The organism is Hamadaea sp. NPDC050747 (assembly GCF_040654195.1).
Classification (GTDB): Bacteria; Actinomycetota; Actinomycetes; order Mycobacteriales; family Micromonosporaceae; genus Hamadaea.
The window spans coordinates 255,865-273,730 of record NZ_JBFAHM010000011.1; the positions used below are offsets into that span (position 1 = coordinate 255,865).

The window sequence follows — 17,866 nt, forward strand, 5'->3', positions numbered from 1 at the left end:
CGGGTAGGCCCGGTGACGAGGCGTGTCACTAGGCCGCGGTATTCGGGCTGGTCAGGCGGTTGCGGGTAATCGCGTCGATGACGCGGGGCGGCTCGGCGACCTTCAGCTTGGCAAACAGGGCCTTCTGGGGCTGGGACAGCTCGGTGCGCTGGCAGAACGTGCCGGCGGGGCCGGTGAACACGCCGATGTGCAGCCGCTCGACGTCGGCGCGGATCTTGGCCCAGGTGTGGCCGGTGGTGGTCTCGGCGACGCGGATGAGCAGCATCGCCAGCCAGCACAGCAGGATGTGGGCGCGGATGCGGTCCTCGCGGCGGTGGAACACCGGCCGCAGGTCCAGGGTGGTCTTCATGTCGCGCCAGCCCCGCTCGATCTCCAGTAGCTGCTTGTAGCCCAGCGCGATGTCCTCGGCGCTGAGTTTCGGGTCGGAGCAGGGCAGCAGGTACTTGCCGTCCAGGCGCTGCTCGGCCTTGATGGCGGCGGCGTCGACGCGCAGCAGGCCCTTGGGGGTGACGCGCAGGTAGCGGTTCAGGCCCGGCTTGGTGGAGATCACCCCGCGCAGTTCGGCGCGCTTGGTGGCTTTCAGCTTGTCCGAACCGTCGATCTTGCCGGTGAGCTGGGCGATCAGCCGCTCGCGCACGGCGGCGTCGCGTTGAGCGGCGTCGGGGTTGTAGCAGATCACGAACCGGTCGTCGGCGCCGATGTTGACTTCTTTGACCTGCAGGTTGTCGGCGACGGTGGCGTAGCGTCCCTGCCGGGCCAGGGCGGCGTGGGCTTCGGTGGTGCCGGCGCGCAGCTTCTCGCCGAGGATGTAGCCGCCTGCGCCCTGCTGCAGGAAGCGGCGGTTCTCGGCGGAGGCGAAGCCGCGGTCGGCGACCCAGACGATGCGGGCGAGGTTCCACTCGCGTATCTCGGTCTTGACCTGGCGGATCAGCGCGGAGTCGCCGGTGTTGCCGGGCCAGCACCAGACCCGCACGGGGATGCCGGTGCGGGTGACGGCCATCCCGACCACGACCTGGGGCAGGTCGTCGCGGTGGTCCTTGCTCTTGCCGTGGGTGCGGAACCCGGCCTGCTTGACCGCGGCCGGGTCGCCATCGGCCACGACGTTGCCCTTGGTCGTCGCGCCAGAGCAGGTCGTCGGCCTCGTCGAGTTCGAAGTAGGTGCTGGTCGTGTCGAAGAACAGCAGATCGACTTCGAGGTTGAGCAGGTCGGCGATGCTGTCGTAGATCGCCCGGGTCAGCGCCGGTTCGACACCGATCAGGTCGTCCATCGCCCGGTAGCAGGCATCGTCGGTGACCGACGGCAGGCCGGGCAGATGCACGTCGTGGCAGACCCACTCCGATGCCGCCAGCTTGCTCGACGGCTTGAGCGCTCGGTTGGCGACCAGCGCGAACAGCACCCGTTCGACGTCGACCTCACGACGGCGAGTGTTGACCATGTCTCGCGCGAGCTTGTCGATGCCCAGCTGGGCCCACAGGCCATCGAGCAGCCACACTCCGCCCAGCGGCCTCGACTCCAGGAACGACAGCCCCGCAGGACCCAGCGCGCCGCGCGCTCCACGGATACGGGACTGCCATAGGAACAACGCGCGGCGCGGCAGCACAATAACCGGGGATACGCGGAGCCAGAGGATCGACCTGGTTCGGGTGTTCGGGTGCGCGGGTGGAGTTCAACAACGGGCTGGAGGTCTATCGGATCTCATGACCGTCGGTTGAAGGATCTTCTTATCTCCGCGCGAGCCGCGCCGAAGACCCGTTGCACTACCATGAGCGGTGGAGCGGGTGGCGTTGCATACACCCGTCCTCGACGGCAGGATGGCGGCAATCATGCCGAACGGGGGCGACGATGGCGGCACCATCCGAGACGCTCGCGTGCGGCCGAAGGTTACAGCGTCTGTCGATGTGGATGCTGGGGGGTGCCGGGCTGTCGATCGTCGGTTTCGTCGGAGGCGGTTACGTCGCGGCCACGGCCGGATGGATCGCCGAGGACGACGCGACGATCGTCCTCGGCGGACTGATAATCGCGGTCGGGTTCTTGGTAGCCATGTTCGTTGCGAGCCGCCGTGGCGCTCGCCTGATCCATGACTCGATCGGCGCGATTACGGACGAACCCGCATCCGACGTTCCCGACAGTATCTGTTTCGGATACCGCAGACCCCTGCGGCTGATGGCGGTGATAGTGCCTCCCTATCTCGCCGCGCTCGCCTCACTGCCATTCTGGGCCCCAACCGGTGCTTGGGTCTGTCCTGTGGTCATCGGTTCGCTGGGGCTTGGGTGCCTGTTCGGCTTCGGACCAGAGGCGGCCGGCTTCACCGGGGCCTGCATCGACGCATCTGGAATCTGGCTGCCGGCTGCCGGTCTGCGCCTGCCGTGGTCATCCATTCGCTCCGTTACGGCCACCCCGAACAGCATCGAAATCATCATCAGCACCAGCGGAGTCGCCGAACGCTGCGGCGGCGTGCCCGGCCGCTGGACCGAGCAAGCCCTGCGCAAGGGCAAGCGCGGTAACCCCTTGAAGGCTTACGCACCCCAGCCGGAGCTGGCCGTGTGGGTCGCTCGACGCTATCTCCGCGACGCCGTGATCGGTCCCACCGCCGGTTAGTCGGCGTGCACGTTCTGTGGTCCCACCAAACGGCGACTGACGGCGCCGCCCTGTAGCTCTCACGTAGGTCGCCGGCGGGGAACGCGACTGATCCGATCGCGGGTGGTCTGGCATCATTCCCGCACGGGTCCGACGCGACTCATTGAGCCGGGGAGGCATCGTGCGGGTTACGGCGCGGCAGCGATGGCGGTACCGGTTCGACAACACCATGTCGCGCGGCACGCCGGCGTTGATCGGACTGCTCGCGCTTGCATCCTTGCTTCTCGTGGTCTCGGTGACCGGGCTCGTCATGCTGTTCGCACCCCGGGATGTCACCGACACATCCGACGCCTTGTGGCGCAGCCTGCTGCGCACACTCGATCCGGGCACCATGGGCGGCGATCAGGGCACCGCCCCGTTCCTGGCCTTGATGCTGCTGGTCACAGTGGGCGGCATCTTCATCGTCAGCTCGCTGGTCGGGGTCCTGTCCAGCGGCTTGGACGCTCGGCTGGCCTTGCTGCGTAAAGGTAAGTCCCTGGTGGTCGAGCAGGACCATACCGTCATTCTGGGTTGGTCGCCGAGCCTGTTCACGATCGTCGCCGAACTCGAGCAGGCCAGCGGCGGTCGTGATGTGTGCGTCGCGATCCTCGCGGACCGGGACAAGATCGCCATGGAAGACGAGATCCGAACCCGGATCGGCCGGTCAGCCCGGCTGCGGGTCGTCTGCCGAACTGGCAACCCGGCCGCACCACTCGATTTAGAGATCATTCGCCCGGACACGGCGGCTGTCGTCATCATCCCCACCCCGGACGTCGCCGACCCCGACCTGCAGGTGATGAAGATGGTGCTGGCCCTCAACCACCGCGAATGGTCCGACGGCCGGCCACCGGTCGTCGCAGCCATCGCCGACTCCACGAACCTGGCCGCTGCCAGGTTGGCCGGCCCCGACGTGACCTTCGTCGACGCCGAGGACGTGACGGCCCGGCTGATCGTGCAATCACGCCGGCATCCTGGCCTGTCCGCGGTATGCACAGATCTGCTCGGCTTCGTCGGCGAAGAGATCCACACCCGGGCCGAGCCCGACCTGACCGGACGCACCTACGGCGAGGTGTTGACCGAGTACGCGACCGCCACCGTGTTCGGGATTCGTGATGCGGCAGGGGAAGTAGTCGTCAACCCGGCACCGCATACGCTGCTGCGCGATGGCGACGAGCTGATCATGCTGGCCGTGAGCAAGGCGCACATCCAGCGTGCCTCGATGCCAGCCCGCATCACCGCCGAGGCGATCGCCAGCAAGCCGATCACCCCGGAACCGGTGGACGCGACCCTGATCTTGGGCTGGAACGCCCACGGGCCGACGATCCTGCGCCTGCTGGACCAATACCTGCCTGCTGGCTGTGCGATCACCGTGGCCGCCCAACGGCTTTCCGCCGACAGCGCCGCCCTGCTCGGGCAGTTCACCAGCATCGGCGTCACAACCGTGGGTTGCGACCCGGCCAGCAGACCGGACCTCGAAGCGCTGTCGCCGGGCCACTTCCAGCACGTGGTGGTCCTCGCCGACGATGCAGTCGATGACGAGCACGCCGACGCCCGCACCCTGACGACCCTGCTGCACCTACGCGACCTCAAACAACGCCACGGCCACACGTATGCGATCGTGGGGGAGATCAGCGACGACGCCAACCGAGGTCTGGCCCAGGTCACCCGCGCCGACGATTTCGTGGTCAGCACCAAGATGATCAGTCTGCTACTGGCCCAACTGGCTCGCAATCATCATCTGGCGGCGATCTTCGCCGAACTGTTCGACCCCGAGGGGTCCGACATATACCTGAAGCCGGCAGGCGACTACCTGCGAACCGATACGCCGGCAACCTTCGCGACCGTCATCGAGGCCGCTCGCCGCCGCGGCCAGACAGCTATCGGCTATCGTCGCAACGACCAGGCGCACCGCGCACCCGAGTACGGAGTCGTCCTCAACCCGGATCCGACCATCCTGCTGTCCTTCTCGCCCGAGGACCGCGTGGTGGTTCTGGCCGTCAACTGATCGCGGCCGCGGATACAAGCCGCCCAGGTCGCCGTTGGCGCAACCGCCCGCTGAACGCGGGCCTACGCTGCGGACCTGGTAGCCGTGCGACCTGACGACGGATCCGGGGGTGGCCAGACCCAGCGTGTCGGCAGGTAGTTTGGCCCGACCGACCCGCTCGTGGGCGTGGCGGGATCTGTGCCTACGTCCGGCGGCGCCGACGTCCTCAATCTGATCCACTTCTGCTGGCTGATAGCCGGCTGCCGGCACCCCGACCGTTCGGCAGTCATCGTGAGCCGCTGCTCGACCTGCCGACCGCGAAGCCATTGCCATCGGGTGTAAAGACCGTGAAGTACGGGTCCCGGCGCGCCGCCATGAAAGCGGCCGCGTCAGCCTCCGGAACACTGTGCGAACGCCGCTCGAGCCCACGCGCGCCACTGCTCGTCGGTCATGACACGGCCGTGGCCGAGGAGGCAACCCATGGACTCCATGTTGCGTTCGATCGTGTCAACGGGTCGCCCCAGCGCATCGACGACCTGCTGCCGAAGACCCGGAATCATGCCGGCGCGCCGCCACTCGTCCGGGAACCGCTCGGCGAAGTGCCTCTCCAACGACCGTCGATCCCATTCCATCCTTCGACCTGCCTTGTCCCGCGATGCCGCTGCAGCCTCATCGTGGCGTTCGCCCACGTCAGCCACCACCTACTGAGGGGCGGAATTGGGCCACTTCCAGGCTGCTCCTGTCGCCGTTCGAACTCCCCGGCTCGTGGGTGATGGCGGCCGGTCCGTCCGAGACACCGAACTTCGGGAGCCCTTCGATATCTCGATGCCAGCAGGCCCGGTTCGGAACCTGGGCGGTGGCCGCATCAATGCAGATCCGCCTGGCGCGCGTGCTAGGCAGGAACGTTCAGTCGCGCTAAAGCCCGGATGTTCGCGCCGCAGCCGGGATACTGGCTGCCAAACGGTGGCGCGAGCGAAGGCCGGGCGAGCCTGAGGATCGATCGTCGCGGGTCCGCCGGACGTTCAGCGTTCACTTGAACGGTGCGGCCCGGCGACGACGTCTCGTGCAGCAGTGCGCAACAAGGTCGTCAGCGCGATGTCGCTACGGGCGGTGCGGATTGTGTGGGCCGTGGTGGCCATCAACGTGAGGCCGTAGAAGATCGCCACGAAGGCAAGCCAGATTCCGACCACCGCCGGTATCCAGCAGCCGAGGTATCCGACGCCGGCGGCCGCCGCAGACGTGAGCACACCGGCCGCAGTCATCCGCAGTCCTGCCAGATGCAGCCGGTACACCGGCCAACGCCGAACCTTGTTAACCATGCTCTCAACGGTATGGCCGTCGATGTCTTGGTGCAGCCACCGTACCGGGTGAACGATGTGACAACCTCAAACTCGAGATGCTAGGTAAAAGGCCGTCAACAGGCGGAAAATAGTCGTAAGGCGGAGGCGGTCCGCCTGGAGGGCCACGCGGGAGGGAGACCATGGATCAGCGCCCAGCGGTGTCGATATCGATGAGTTCATGTTCTGGCGGCTCCGGCGTGCTCGCCGTCGCCGGGGAGATCGACCTCACCAGCAGCGAGCAGCTCGCCGTGGCCGTACGCGACGTGGTCACCCGCGGTGACATCGATCGGATCACGCTCGACCTGGATCAGCTGACGTTCCTGGACTCCATGGGTATCCATGCCTTGATGGACGTCAAGAGCTGGGCGAGCGAGCACGGCGTCGTCCTGCGCGTGAGCAACCCGCACAACATGGTGCACCGGGTCCTGGCGATCACCGGAGTCCTGACCGAACTCATGGACGAACCTCAACGCAGTTCCGTGCAGCAGGCCGACTTCTGAGGTAACCCAGGCCCCAGTGCGCGGCGGCCGCCAGCGCCGATCACGACTCGGCCGCTCTGGCTCCCGAGCACCGCATCAGTCCGTGCTGCGGGCCACCGCAGCACGAACTGATCGCGTCAGAAGAACCGCAGAAGGTGTCTGCGGTGCGGCCCTGCACGAGCGGCTGGTCAGCCGAGCGGGACTGTGGTCGTGCCGTAGGTGGTGTAGAGGCCGGCGGAGCTGCCGGTCTGCGTGACGCTGCTCCAGGTTCCGTCGGTGCCCTCGTTGCCGGGGCAGGCTCCGCCGACCACTGGGATCTCACCGGACTCGATGACCGTGCCGTAACCGGTGAGCTGGAAACCGTCGATCTGCTTGTGGGTGCGTGCGTCGTAGGTGACCTGTCCGGCGACCTCGGTCGTCGTGCTGTGGGTGACGTTGTGGGTCTTCTCGCCTCGGGTGCCTTCGCCGGTGATCCAGGTGCAGACCGCGTCGTAGCTGTCGGTCGCCGTGTAGCTGAAGCTGACACCGGCGGCGTTGGCCTGCAGGGTGGCGTTGTTCCAGCCGAACGCCAGCTGGACGTCGCCCTTGCCGACGAAGCCGGTGCCGGTGGCCGCATCGAATGTGACGACGGCTGCGGCGGGTGCCGCGACAGCCAGGATGGCGGCGGCGGCCGCGACGGCGATCATGATGGTGCGTCGCATGGGTCCTCCTCGAGGTCGACCGGAGTCTGGGCTGCTCCGGTGGGTGAACGGGTCCACTGTGGGGACATGCGTCAGCCGCGGCAAAACGACTCAAGCCCTCTTGACACAAGGACGAAGGTCCCGCAGGGCCGGCTAGCCGCGCCCATGCGGTCGGCCGCAAGCGCGGGAAGATCGGGACCGCGCCGCCGTGGGGCATGGCCGGTCCAGACCACGGGCCGACCTGTTCTGGCCGGTGAGTCGCCGACGGCGCTGCACGGCGTAACCCACCTGATCGACGATGCGTCGTTCCTCGGTTGCCCGGGTCACGACACATCGTTCGGCCGCAAGCGTTGGCCACGGTCGCAGCGAAGGGCTCGCGGGCGCGCCACCGGTATCGTGATCGCAGAGACCGTCATCTGCCTACGCACATGAGGGAATGAGGGCTATGCGGAGTCGGCCCACCGTCACGGGGCAGGTCATAGCCGTCGAGGATGTCAGCAAGAGCTATCGGGATGTGCTTGCCGTCGACCGGGTCACCCTGACAGTGACGTCCGGCGAGATCTATGCGCTGCTGGGGCTCAACGGTGCAGGGAAGACCACGCTGATCCGGATGCTGCTGGGCATGATCCGGCCGAGCGGCGGCCATGTCCGCGTCTTGGGCACGCGCGTCTCGGCCCGATCGCACGAGATCTGGGGCGACGTGGGCTACCTGGTGGAGACACCGGCGGCGTATCCGGAGCTGACGGTCCGGGAAAATCTTGATGCCGTACGCCGGCTGCGGCGCATCGGCGACCGTGGCGTGGTCGGTGCCGCGATCGAACGGCTGGGCCTGGCCGAGTACGCCGATCGTCGCGCCCGGACGCTGTCGCTGGGTAACACGCAGCGACTCGGGCTGGCCAAGGCGCTGCTGCACTCCCCGCGGCTGCTCATCCTCGACGAGCCTGCCAACGGCCTCGACCCGGCTGGGGTGGTCGAGATCCGGCAGCTGCTGCTCGACCTGGCCGCCGACGGGACGACGGTGTTCCTGTCCAGCCATGTGCTGGCAGAAGTGGCCCGGTTGGCCACCCGGATCGGGATCATCCACGCCGGACGGCTGCAGGAGGAGTTCGCGGCGGCTGATCTGGCGGGTCGCGTGCGCCGCCAGTTGTCGATCGGCGCGCGCGACGTGGCGGCGGCCGCCGGTGCGTTGACGACCGCCGGATACACCGTACGCGCCGAGGGTGAAGATCTGACCTGCACGGACACCACGGCGGTCGACCATCCGGAGGACGTCGCGGTGGCGCTGGTGGCGGCGGGGTGCCCGCCGACGCGGCTGGTCGTGGAGCGTGAGGATCTGGAGACGTACTTTCTGCGTACCGTCGGGGTGGAGCATGCGTGAGGCCTGGGCGGTTGAGGTCCGCAAAGCGCGTCGTTCGCGGCTGCCGGCGGTGACCGCGGCGGCGTTCGCAGTGACGACGGCTGTGGCCGGCATGTTCATGTTCATCCTGAAGGACCCACAGCGTGCACGGGATCTGGGCCTGCTGGGAACCAAGGCCGAGCTGTCCGGCGCTGTCGCCGACTGGCCCGGCTACCTGGCGCTTTTGGCCCAGACCACCGCGGTGGGCGGGGTGATGATCTTCGGTGTCACCGTGATCTGGATCTTCGGCCGCGAATTCAGCGACCACACCGCCAAAGATCTGCTTGCCCTGCCGACTGCCCGCACCACGATCGTGGCTGCCAAGTTCGCCGTCACCGCGGTGTGGTGCCTGTTGCTCGCACTGGAGACGTTCCTGCTCGGGCTCGGCGTCGGCGCGGCGCTGAGCCTGCCGGACTGGTCGGCCACCACGGCGGCGGAGGGTCTGGGTCGCATCCTGCTGACGGCGCTGATGACCTGGCTGCTGGTGTCGGTGCTGGCCTGGGCGGCCAGCGCCGGGCGCGGCTACCTGGCGGCGGTCGGCGTCATGTTCGTGATCGTCTTCCTCGCCCAGATCGTCGCCGCACTCGGCTACGGACACGTCTTCCCCTGGTCGGTGCCCGGGATTTACAGCGGCATCGCGGGTGACGGCAAACCCGCGGTCGGCCCGGTCGGCTTCGCCCTCGTCGGCGTCGTCGGAATTGCCGGCGTCGCCGCCACCGTCTGGTGGTGGCGCGACGCCGACCAGGCCAGATGACACAGATCCGACCACGACCGGCGCGGCGATTCATGATCGGGCCGGAACGTTGCGACACCACCCCGAGGTCATGCCGTGACCGACGAGCTCCCGCTCGAGCACGCGGCGTTCGTGTGGCCGGGCACCCACCCTGAAGTCCCAGGTCGGCAGTCCGGCCCGCAACGCGGCCGGCACGCCACTGCCCACGGGCCCGCCGAGCACCACCGGCGGACTACGGACAAAGGCGCCGCCCGGTGCCCTCGGCTCCGGGGTAGGCGTCCCGCTGACCAGCTCGCCTCCGCGGAATATCGGTGCCGACACGCGCGCTGCGATGATACGAAGACCGCAAAAGGGGGCGAGGATGTACGAAGCCGAATTCGGCCGATACCTGCGCAGCCTGACCGCCTCATGGCAGGGCCTGGCGGCGAACAAGACCGGGGCATCGGTCACCGTCCAACCCGACTACGTCGCCGCGCGGTTCCCCGATCCGTACGTCTACCTCAACAACGCGGTGATTCTCGCGCCCGACGCGGTCGCAGCGGCTGTCGCGATGTTCTCGGATCGTCCGCACGCGCTGTGGTGCCTGGACGACGCGACCGACATCGCCGCGGCCATCGCCGCCCACGGCTACGCCCACAGCGAGACCACCCGCCCCATGCTGCGTCAACTCCACGACGTGCCCGAACCGGAACAGCGCACCATCATCGAGGCCGACCTGGACCGCTTTGCCGACCTGATTGACGTCCCGCCGCAGCTGCTACACGACGTGCCGCGGCTACGCGCATATGCCACCGCCGGCTACGAATCCGGCCTCGTCCTGCAAGACGACGATCACGACGTGTACGTGTCGATGGTGCACACCCAGCCGCACGCCCGCAGGCGGGGCCTGGCGACAGCCGTCCTGACCGCAGCGTTGGCCGATGCTCGGCGCTGGGGCGCGCGTACGGCAACGCTGCAGTCCACCCCGATGGCCGATCACCTCTACCTGCAGCACGGTTTCACACCATTGGGGCAGTGGCAGGAGTGGACACGCCAGTGACCGGCGAACGGCTGCGAATCGTGGCGCCCGGCGCGCACCGCGACGCGTATCTTGCCCTGCTCGACCTGGCAGACGATTCACCCGACCAAGTCCGCGGCTACTACCAGCGCGGTGATCTGTACGTCTTCGACGGCGCCGACGGCATACCGCTCGGTGTCGTGCTGGTGCTGGCCGCAGGCGACGAGGTGGAGTTGAAGGCGGTCGCGGTCCAAACCGCGCTGCAGCGTCAGGGGATCGGCCGGCGGATGCTGGCCGCAGTCCTGGCGGACCTGCGCGCCCGCGGCGTGCGGTCGGCGGTGGTCGGCACGGCCAGCGCGGGTGTCGGCGAACTGGCCTTCTATCAGAAGGCAGGGTTCCGGTTGCGTGACATCGAACGCGACTACTTCAACCTGGCCCGCGGCTACCCCGATGATCTGCAGGACAACGGGATCCCGGTGCGCGACATGGTCTGGATGGATCAGCGCCTGGCCTGACGTTGAGCAGCGGCGGGCGGCGACGACGCATCGCCGCCCGCAACCGTCTCGCCAAGATTCGAATGGACTGCCATGTCGGGCCGGGCCGCAGCGTGCTACGAGATCCGGTCAGGTAAGCGCCACCGACGTCGACGTCTGCTCACGGTGGGGTTGCGACGTCGCGTCGATGCGATGGCAAAGAGCGGACGCAGCCGACCGCACGTCTGGACCGCCTCCGACTGCCGACAGGAAGAGCCGCGTCTGATGCGCGGCGTCATGATGGCTGACACGCTCACGCATGATGGCCATATCCGGCGATGCCACGTGGGCCTGGGAAGCCGCGCTGGTCATGGTTTCGACGGTGTTCTCAAGATGATGCGGGTTGACCTGATACGCCTCGGGTAGGTGGCTGCAGGTCGCGTTCAGCTCGCTGAATATGAGCCGCCCGGTGGCGTCCCTGCGGGCGGCCACGAATTCCTGGGCGGTCAGATCAGTGCCGCCGGCCAGCGGAGTGGCCAGCAGGACGTCGGCGGCCAGGTACAGCACGACGGTGTCTCGCATGTTCAGGCTGCGGTAGAGATGATGCACCACGGGCCGGCCGACGCGGCCGTACCGGCCGTTGATGCCTGCCACGGCCTGCTCGATCCGGCAGCGCAACTCGGCTGCCTCATCGGTGCGGTCATCGGCGGTGACAACCAGCGCCAGCACCGTGCGGGCCGGGTCGAGCCGGCCGCCGGCGAGCAGTGCCTCGAACGCGTCGAGGCGGTGCTGAAGGCCCTGGGCGGCGTCCAGGCGCCCCACGGACAAGAACACCGTTGGACTTTCACCGAACGAGTTACGCAACTCGGCAGCGGCCCGGCGTACGGCCGGGTCCTCGGCCAGTGCTCGGATGCCGGCGGCGTCGACGCCGAGCGGGATCACCTGCGTGTGTGGTTGCCGCCGAACCATGTCTGCCACGGCGGAGCCCACGTTGTCCGCGGACCGGGTTTCGGCGACGGCGATGAGATCGGCGCCGACCAGGCCGTCGATCAGCCGAGCACGGTCCGGTAGACGCATCAGCAGCTCGGGTGGCGGGAACGGGCTGTGGAGCTGGACACCGATGCGCAGATCGGGTCGCATCCTGCGCAGGTGTGACGGCGTCTGCAGAAGGTGGAAGTCGTGCAGCCAGACGGTCGCGCCCGGCGCGGCCATCTCTGCGAGGCGGTCGGCGAACAGTTCGTTGGCCTGCCGGTAGGCCTCCGCCCACGAGCGGCGGAAGGTGGGACGGCCGATGCCGTGAAAGGTCGGCGAGAGACTCTGCGCGCAGTACCCGGACACGAAGTCGGTGCGCATCGGCGCGGGAAGATGCGCTGAGTGCAGCCACGCACCGCCGACGGACGTCGGCCGGTGCAAGGGCCGTCCGGACGGCGCGCCGAGGAACGCCACCGAACCTTCGGCAACCTCAGGGACGGCGCCGAAGATGCCTTCGGCACGGTGATGCCACGCGACGGCTCGGTCGTGATTGTCGGTGATCGGCAGCAGGTGGGTGGCGACGACCAGGTCGTACTGGGTGGGCTCACGGCCAGGCATAGGCACCTTCCTCGGTCCGGGAAAGGAAAGGCCAGTGTCGAAGCACCGTATGCGGGCTGGGCGGCGAAAGTGTGACGGTCTCATGACAAATGGCTCGATCGGTGTCCCTTGCCGTGACGCGGCTCGCGACGCCCGGAAGCATGGCCCACGACAACGCGGCTGTCGCACATGAGGCGGCCGACGACGGTGGGGGAGGGCATGTGGGCGACGCCGATCGCCGCATGGCACAAGGGCGGTCGGTCCCGGATGCGGTGGAACGCCCGTTCGCAACTGGTCAGCTGCACGAGATCCGTGACTTCGCGGCGGCATTCGCGGTCGACCATGGCGCCACGGTCAGACAGATCGACGCGTTCCTGCTGGTCGCCAGCGAGCTGGTCGTCAACGCCGTACGCCACGGCGGGGGAACCGGACTGATCCGGCTCTGGCACGACGACAGCAGCCTCTGGTGCCAGGTGGCAGATCATGGACCAGGCCTGGCCGACATGCGCTGGGCCGACAACGCAACCGGGCCGATCGGGCGCGGCGGCCGCGGACTGTGGATCGTGCGGACCGTCGCGGAAACCCTGACCATCCAGTCCGGCGAGGCGGGCACGACCGCGACCGCCCGGATCCAGGCCGGCTGACCCGTTCAGCAGGCTTGGCGGACTCCTTCCCGGCGCGCGATGACCGGTCGTTCGTCGCCGCGGTGGGCAGGACCACGTGCGGCCACCGCCCGACACCTCGTTTCGTGCACCGCGGACGCCGGATCTCAGCCGGGTCGCCGCCCAGCGATCCGCCTACGAACGGTGACGATTCTCATGGCCCGGTGTGCATGGACTCGCCGATATACCCGCCGGGGTTTACCACCAGCACCCGGGTCAGCCAGGTCAATTTTCGCAGCGCGGACCGATGACGAACCGATGACATTCGTCCCAGCTGAAGGAGCATTGTGCTGTCGCCGTTCGTGGTACGAAGCCTGTGTATGCGCCGGGGTGGCGAGGCTCAGTCCCACACGCCCTGACCCCAGCGGCTTGGTACTTGCGCCTGTGGGACGTCCAGCCCAGCAGTGACCACTACATGGCGTAATAAGGTGAAATGCCAGCTTGATGGTCAGGTCGGGCCCTGGCCGGACTGCTGCGACAAATGTGACCTCCAGCAGGCGAAATAGGCACAAGGAAAGTGCCGGGTTTCCCTGTTGAGGGGTGGGCGACTGGGAATGCGCTGCCTAGCATCGGCCCATGCGTCGCGCCGAAGCCCCCCATGAAGCTGCTGGTGGTCGCCATCGATCGGCGAAACTCCGGCAGGGGACCCAGCCCGCACCCCGACACCGTGCGGCGCCCGGGCGTCCGATCACCTTTCGCCGCCGCCTTGCGGCGAGCGGATTGGCGGGGGTCATCTTGTTCGGCGTGGCAGGGGGAGCGCCGGCCATGCCGGGCCGCGCCGGTGAGATCACGCTGAGCGACACGAGCGAGCGCCGCGCGACAGCGGCGGACAGTGAGGCATCCCGATCTTCCGACCGGACCACGACCGCGCCGACCCCGACTCCGTCAACAACCCCGACGGCTCCAGTGTCGCCAGCGACGACTAGTTCCTCAACGGCACCGACAACCCGGGTGTCACCACCTCCGGCTACCTCCACTGGCGGAACGGGTGGTCCACGGTCGGATCGGACCAACCTGTCGTACAGCAACGGCGGCATCACCTCGTCGTATCACCTGTACGCGGCGGGCCTGGACTGGACCAAGCCGGTCGGCCTGCTGGTATACGCCGACGGATCGGGCGAATACGGATTGAAGAACCCATCGTCCACGTATCTGCTCGCGGGCACCAACGGCATGATCGCCGTCGCGAAGCGCCAGAACATGGTCCTGCTGACTCCCTTGGCACCCGGGACAGGCTGCCCTGACGGTGACGGAACCTGCTGGTACGAGACATCGTCGGGCTACACGCCGATACAGAAGGCAGCTTGGTCGTACAACCTGGTCCAGTATGTGAAGAGCCGCTATGACATCGACACGGCACGGGTTGCGCTGGGCGGATACTCCTCGGGGGCACAATGGCTCACGGAGTATTTCGCCCCCGCATACGGCGTGCGGACGATGACAGACGGCGTGGGCGTCGCGATCTCCTACGGTGGCCGGTGCATCGCCACACCGACGTTCACCGCCGCGTACAAGGCCGCCGTGCCGTTCGTGTGGGACGTCGGCGATCAAGACCCGGCCTGGACGAGCCCGTACGGCGTCAAAGACGGTGAATCGTGGTACCGAGCCAACGGGTTCACGACTCAGCTTCACGTCGTGCCTGGACTGGACCACGACCGATCTGGCCAGTTCGGCGCGATCATGGAGCGGGAGATCCGGGAGAAACTCGGCGGGTGAGGTGGTGCTCGACCTGGAGACGCAGGCGAAGTCGCGGAGCCGGCGGCCGAGCGCCTTCGCGAAAGCAAGAGCGAACACTTTGCGGTTGCGGGCGGCCATTGCGCCAACGACCGCGGACGAGGCTGAGAGCCCGTTGTAATCCAGGTCAGCCGCTAGCGAGTGCGGCCTTGAGTCGGCCGCTTTGGTGGTAGCGGGCCAAGCGTCGGGTCATGACGATAACCATGGCCCACTGGACCACGGCGGCGTAATGTTTCGGGGTGGCGCTCGTAGTCGCGGCGGTGCGTCTGCAGGGGTGACTCACGACAGGGTCCGCTCGACCACCGACCTGCGGGGTACGACCTGGTCGGCGAGCTTACGGACGATCTCCAGGCCAATCCGAGGGCTTCGGTGGCCCAGTCGACGAGCTGACCTGCGTATCCGGCGTCGGCCCATCTTGGTCACCTGAATGAAGCATGTCCGCAGCGCGCGGGCGGCATCGCGGTCCTGGACAGCGCCGGTGGTGACCATGATGATCAGCAACAGTCCGGTGGTGTCCACGACGATGTGACGCTTGCGGCCGTTGACCTTCTTGCCGGCGTCGTAGCCGCGGCTGGACTTGGCGACGGTCTCGGCAGCACGCACCGATTGGGAGTCCACGAGCGCCGCCGACGGTTGTGCGTTGCGGCCTTCGGCGAGGCGAACTTGTTCGCGCAGCCGTCATGCAGGCGGGTGAGAGTGCCGTCGCGAGTCCAGGTGCGGAAGTAGTGGTAGACGATCGGCCAGGGCGGGAAGTCGACCGGCAGCGCGCGCCAGACACAACTGTTGTGGTCGAGGTAGCGGATCGCGTCGACGATGTCTCGACGCGGGTAGGTGACCGGGCGGCCGCCGTGGCCGCCGGTACCTCCGGCGGGCAGGTAGGCGGCGATCAGCTGCCACTCGACGTCGCTGGTGTCAGAGGGGTAGCGGCGCGGACGGGTCGTGGGCAGGTGTTCGGGCACGGCGGTCGGGGGTGCGGCCGCGGCCTGGCCGCAGACCAGGTAGAAAGACACGGTAGGGCCTTCAGGGATGGCATGGCTTCGACAACCACAGCCGTACCTGAAGGCCCTACCTCGTGTCCGCGTGACACATCGAAGCAGATTCGGATTCCGTTGCCATCAACCAGATCCGACCACACTGACTCGGTTCTTCAACGGGCACTAAGCCCGAACTCGGCGGGCGATCATGATTCCGGCCGTGCCGAGCGCGATCAGAGACGCAGCCACCATCAGCATGGCCGTCATGTTCGAGCCGGTGATGGGCAGCAAAGGTGCGGGTGTCGTCGTCCGGGTGGGCGTCGCGGACGGTGTCGGCGTCGCGTCATTGGTCGCAGTCGGCGTCGGTGTGGCTGCCGCCTGGTCCCTGTCGTACGCCTCGCGCCACCCGCTGCACAAGAAGACGCGCAGGTCCTCGAACGTGCCCGCCAGCGCGGCCGTCGCGGCCTTGACCACCTCGGGGCCGCCGGTGCGCGTGGCCTCGGTGGCGAGGTCGCGGTAGTCCTGCGTACGTGCCGTGTGCTGGCCTTCGTTGAGGAAGCCGAGCATGGCGTCGGTCGTGGCGGCGTCGAGCACCTTGCCTGCGGCTTCCTTGACGTGAGCGCCGCCGACGGCCATGACCTGGCTCGTCAGGACCCGCAGGTCGATGTTCCACACCGTCCGTGCCCGGGACTCGAGGAAGTCGCGGGTGTCCTTCGGCTCGCCTTCGTACTTGCCGTCCAGGGACTCCTGTGCCCGCACGGCGACGCCGCCATAGAGGTCCTTGCTCGCGGCGAGGATCTGGTTCACCCGGAGCCGCACCTCGACGTCGGTCATGGCGTCAACGTCGACGTCGAGCAACGGCCGCAGGTCGGGGTACGTCACCGGCTGGCCGAGCCGGCACGCCTGGTCGAGGCCGATGGGCGTCGGCTCGACGGCGGCCGCCGGGACTGCCGGGACCAGCCACGCCAGGGCTATGACGACGCCGGCCAGTGTCTTCCATCGCATGGTTTCTGCCTCCCCGTGATCAACCAAAGGAACTGAAGATAAAGCACACCGTCCCCATGAGGCAATCGGCTTGGCTGCGCCGTCCGCCGGTGCCGGGCACAAGGGTTCTCGTGGTCCCGATCGTGCGCCGGAGGCCAACGGCTGCGAAGTGGAAGGCGGCCGCTGGGACGCCGCCGAACACACGCGGCCGGCGGATACGACGATCACCGTCACCGTCCACACCAGAAAGTTGGACGCGGTGTTGGAGTCACTCGCAACACGTGGGAACGAGTGTCGGCGATCCGGAGATGACACCGGTCCAGCGCCGCCGCCTTCCGCCGGTTCGCCGAGGGGATAGCTCTGACCGTGGCAGGCACCCTACTGCTGGTGAAACCAGCCCCGATGACGAAGAAACCCCGCCACAGGCCCACCCGGCCCGCGGCCAGGACGTCCGAGAGGGACGCTGTCTGACAAACACCACGGTTGTTGGACAGGCGGTGCGAGTCCGACGGGTCGACGCGACGGTCACTTGGTGGGAAGTTGCCCGTTGACGGCGGTCTCGACGAAGTCGTAGCCGAGGTCGAAGCGGATGCCGTCTGGGTTGGTCAGGTGGGCGTCGCGATACCAGCCGTGGTCGGCTTCCGGGTGCGGTCCGACGACGCCGACTCGCCCGGAACCGTAGCCGGCCACGACGGCTGCGGGAGCACCGGTGTTGTAGGTGGCGAGCACGGTTGCGGGGGCGCCGTCGTTGAGCCGGAACAGCGGCCCGTCCTGGAAGTACATGTGGCGTTGCCGGCCGCGCCAGGTGATCGGGATGACGGTGTCGTCGTCGCTGTCGGTGCTGGCGCCGGGGGTGTCGATGTATTGCCCCACGTCTCCGGGCAGCAGCCCGAACCCGGGATCGCCGGCGGCGAGGTAGGCGCCGAGGCAGAACCCGAGGTACGTGCCGCCCTTGTCGACGAAGTCGCGGACATGGGAGCTGTAGTCGCGCAGCTGTCGCCAGGTGCGGCTGACCTGACCGCCGCCGGGCTGGACGTAGACGGTGGCTTCGGCCAGGTTCTCCGGGGAGATCTGGCGATCTTCGTCGGGGCCGCAGTATTCGGTGCGGAACTTCGTCGGGCCGGAGCGCAGGAGGGCGGCGACCGATTCCGAGCACCCGGAGCAGGACGCGCCGCCGCGATAGATCAGCGCCAGCGGTCGCGGCTCGGCCGGGATCTGGTTGGCTGTCTCGAACCATGTCACGC

General features: G+C 67.9%; 20 protein-coding genes. 11 read left to right on the plus strand and 9 right to left on the minus strand.

The annotated features are described in order from the left end of the window. Positions 1-28 precede the first annotated feature (28 nt). A complete protein-coding gene (locus AB0H43_RS26755; RefSeq protein WP_360003571.1) occupies positions 29-1,099 on the minus strand; it encodes a transposase in 1,071 nt (356 codons plus the stop codon). Between the two features lie 10 nt (positions 1,100-1,109). Between AB0H43_RS26755 and AB0H43_RS26760 the strand changes: the two genes are divergently transcribed. The 3 genes from AB0H43_RS26760 to AB0H43_RS26770 all read left to right on the plus strand — a co-directional run bounded on the left by AB0H43_RS26760 (position 1,110) and on the right by AB0H43_RS26770 (position 4,622). Beyond that, a complete protein-coding gene (locus AB0H43_RS26760) occupies positions 1,110-1,577 on the plus strand; it encodes a hypothetical protein (RefSeq protein WP_360003573.1) in 468 nt (155 codons plus the stop codon). Positions 1,578-1,897: 320 nt separating this feature from the next. Next, positions 1,898-2,599 (plus strand): hypothetical protein, encoded by a 702-nt coding sequence (locus tag AB0H43_RS26765; RefSeq protein ID WP_360003575.1) that lies wholly within the window; start codon positions 1,898-1,900, stop codon positions 2,597-2,599. A 160-nt stretch (positions 2,600-2,759) separates the two neighbouring features. Then, positions 2,760-4,622, plus strand: a complete 1,863-nt coding sequence (locus tag AB0H43_RS26770) for a hypothetical protein (protein WP_360003578.1) — start codon at positions 2,760-2,762, stop codon at positions 4,620-4,622. A gap of 368 nt (positions 4,623-4,990) precedes the next feature. On the opposite strand, the gene AB0H43_RS26775 is transcribed toward AB0H43_RS26770, so the two are convergent. Together AB0H43_RS26775 and AB0H43_RS26780 are read right to left on the minus strand one after the other, a co-directional pair. Continuing rightward, positions 4,991-5,290 carry a hypothetical protein gene (locus AB0H43_RS26775; RefSeq protein ID WP_360003580.1) on the minus strand — a complete coding sequence of 100 codons (300 nt, stop codon included), beginning with the start codon at positions 5,288-5,290 and terminating at the stop codon, positions 4,991-4,993. A gap of 333 nt (positions 5,291-5,623) precedes the next feature. Further along, the gene (locus AB0H43_RS26780) at positions 5,624-5,893 is read right to left on the minus strand and encodes a hypothetical protein (protein ID WP_360003583.1); all 270 of its coding nucleotides are present in this window, start codon (positions 5,891-5,893) and stop codon (positions 5,624-5,626) included. Between the two features lie 218 nt (positions 5,894-6,111). Between AB0H43_RS26780 and AB0H43_RS26785 the strand changes: the two genes are divergently transcribed. Continuing rightward, positions 6,112-6,441 (plus strand): STAS domain-containing protein, encoded by a 330-nt coding sequence (locus tag AB0H43_RS26785; RefSeq protein WP_360003585.1) that lies wholly within the window; start codon positions 6,112-6,114, stop codon positions 6,439-6,441. Positions 6,442-6,608: 167 nt separating this feature from the next. Here AB0H43_RS26785 and AB0H43_RS26790 read toward each other — a convergent pair whose 3' ends face one another. Further along, on the minus strand, positions 6,609-7,121 hold the full coding sequence (locus tag AB0H43_RS26790; protein ID WP_360003587.1) for a hypothetical protein: 513 nt from the start codon (positions 7,119-7,121) through the stop codon (positions 6,609-6,611). A gap of 424 nt (positions 7,122-7,545) precedes the next feature. On the opposite strand from AB0H43_RS26790, the gene AB0H43_RS26795 reads away from it, so the two are divergent. From AB0H43_RS26795 to AB0H43_RS26810, 4 genes are all read left to right on the plus strand, one after another. Further along, positions 7,546-8,478, plus strand: a complete 933-nt coding sequence (locus tag AB0H43_RS26795) for an ABC transporter ATP-binding protein (protein WP_360003589.1) — start codon at positions 7,546-7,548, stop codon at positions 8,476-8,478. Further along, on the plus strand, positions 8,471-9,250 hold the full coding sequence (locus AB0H43_RS26800; RefSeq protein WP_360003591.1) for an ABC transporter permease: 780 nt from the start codon (positions 8,471-8,473) through the stop codon (positions 9,248-9,250). Before AB0H43_RS26795 ends, AB0H43_RS26800 begins: the two co-directional genes overlap by 8 nt. A gap of 340 nt (positions 9,251-9,590) precedes the next feature. After that, positions 9,591-10,268 carry a GNAT family N-acetyltransferase gene (locus AB0H43_RS26805; protein ID WP_360003594.1) on the plus strand — a complete coding sequence of 226 codons (678 nt, stop codon included), beginning with the start codon at positions 9,591-9,593 and terminating at the stop codon, positions 10,266-10,268. Next, positions 10,265-10,741: a GNAT family N-acetyltransferase gene (locus AB0H43_RS26810; RefSeq protein ID WP_360003596.1), complete on the plus strand. Its 477-nt coding sequence runs from the start codon at positions 10,265-10,267 to the stop codon at positions 10,739-10,741. Before AB0H43_RS26805 ends, AB0H43_RS26810 begins: the two co-directional genes overlap by 4 nt. Before the next feature lie 108 nt (positions 10,742-10,849). Here the strand turns inward: AB0H43_RS26810 and AB0H43_RS26815 are convergent, their stop codons facing one another. Continuing rightward, positions 10,850-12,052, minus strand: coding sequence for a trehalose-6-phosphate synthase (locus tag AB0H43_RS26815; protein ID WP_360003597.1), 1,203 nt, complete (start codon positions 12,050-12,052; stop codon positions 10,850-10,852). Between the two features lie 21 nt (positions 12,053-12,073). On the opposite strand from AB0H43_RS26815, the gene AB0H43_RS26820 reads away from it, so the two are divergent. The 3 genes from AB0H43_RS26820 (at position 12,074) to AB0H43_RS26830 (ending at position 14,646) form a co-directional block, all read left to right on the plus strand. Further along, complete coding sequence (locus AB0H43_RS26820) at positions 12,074-12,364, plus strand: hypothetical protein (RefSeq protein ID WP_360003599.1); 291 nt, start codon at positions 12,074-12,076, stop codon at positions 12,362-12,364. 26 nt (positions 12,365-12,390) lie between these two features. Further along, complete coding sequence (locus AB0H43_RS26825) at positions 12,391-12,912, plus strand: ATP-binding protein (protein ID WP_360003602.1); 522 nt, start codon at positions 12,391-12,393, stop codon at positions 12,910-12,912. Positions 12,913-13,881: 969 nt separating this feature from the next. Then, on the plus strand, positions 13,882-14,646 hold the full coding sequence (locus AB0H43_RS26830; RefSeq protein ID WP_360003604.1) for a hypothetical protein: 765 nt from the start codon (positions 13,882-13,884) through the stop codon (positions 14,644-14,646). A gap of 297 nt (positions 14,647-14,943) precedes the next feature. On the opposite strand, the gene AB0H43_RS26835 is transcribed toward AB0H43_RS26830, so the two are convergent. From AB0H43_RS26835 to AB0H43_RS26850, 4 genes are all read right to left on the minus strand, one after another. Continuing rightward, positions 14,944-15,267, minus strand: coding sequence for a transposase (locus tag AB0H43_RS26835; protein ID WP_360003606.1), 324 nt, complete (start codon positions 15,265-15,267; stop codon positions 14,944-14,946). Further along, positions 15,159-15,674, minus strand: coding sequence for a transposase (locus AB0H43_RS26840; protein WP_360003608.1), 516 nt, complete (start codon positions 15,672-15,674; stop codon positions 15,159-15,161). The genes AB0H43_RS26835 and AB0H43_RS26840 overlap by 109 nt, the downstream gene beginning before the upstream one ends. Before the next feature lie 147 nt (positions 15,675-15,821). Continuing rightward, entirely contained in the window at positions 15,822-16,643 is an 822-nt protein-coding gene (locus AB0H43_RS26845) for a hypothetical protein (protein WP_360003611.1), read from the minus strand. A 504-nt stretch (positions 16,644-17,147) separates the two neighbouring features. Next, positions 17,148-17,864: a BPL-N domain-containing protein gene (locus AB0H43_RS26850; protein WP_360003612.1), complete on the minus strand. Its 717-nt coding sequence runs from the start codon at positions 17,862-17,864 to the stop codon at positions 17,148-17,150. Between the last annotated feature and the right edge of the window lie 2 nt (positions 17,865-17,866).

Bases quoted from the DNA above. Each gene is read 5' to 3' on its own strand.
- AB0H43_RS26765 (WP_360003575.1), top strand. From the start codon at position 1,898: ATGTGGATGCTGGGGGGTGCCGGGCTGTCGATCGTCGGTTTCGTCGGA.
- AB0H43_RS26785 (WP_360003585.1), top strand. From the start codon at position 6,112: ATGAGTTCATGTTCTGGCGGCTCCGGCGTGCTCGCCGTCGCCGGGGAG.
- AB0H43_RS26790 (WP_360003587.1), bottom strand. From the start codon at position 7,121: ATGCGACGCACCATCATGATCGCCGTCGCGGCCGCCGCCGCCATCCTG.
- AB0H43_RS26795 (WP_360003589.1), top strand. From the start codon at position 7,546: ATGCGGAGTCGGCCCACCGTCACGGGGCAGGTCATAGCCGTCGAGGAT.
- AB0H43_RS26800 (WP_360003591.1), top strand. From the start codon at position 8,471: ATGCGTGAGGCCTGGGCGGTTGAGGTCCGCAAAGCGCGTCGTTCGCGG.
- AB0H43_RS26805 (WP_360003594.1), top strand. From the start codon at position 9,591: ATGTACGAAGCCGAATTCGGCCGATACCTGCGCAGCCTGACCGCCTCA.
- AB0H43_RS26815 (WP_360003597.1), bottom strand. From the start codon at position 12,052: ATGCGCACCGACTTCGTGTCCGGGTACTGCGCGCAGAGTCTCTCGCCG.
- AB0H43_RS26845 (WP_360003611.1), bottom strand. From the start codon at position 16,643: ATGCGATGGAAGACACTGGCCGGCGTCGTCATAGCCCTGGCGTGGCTG.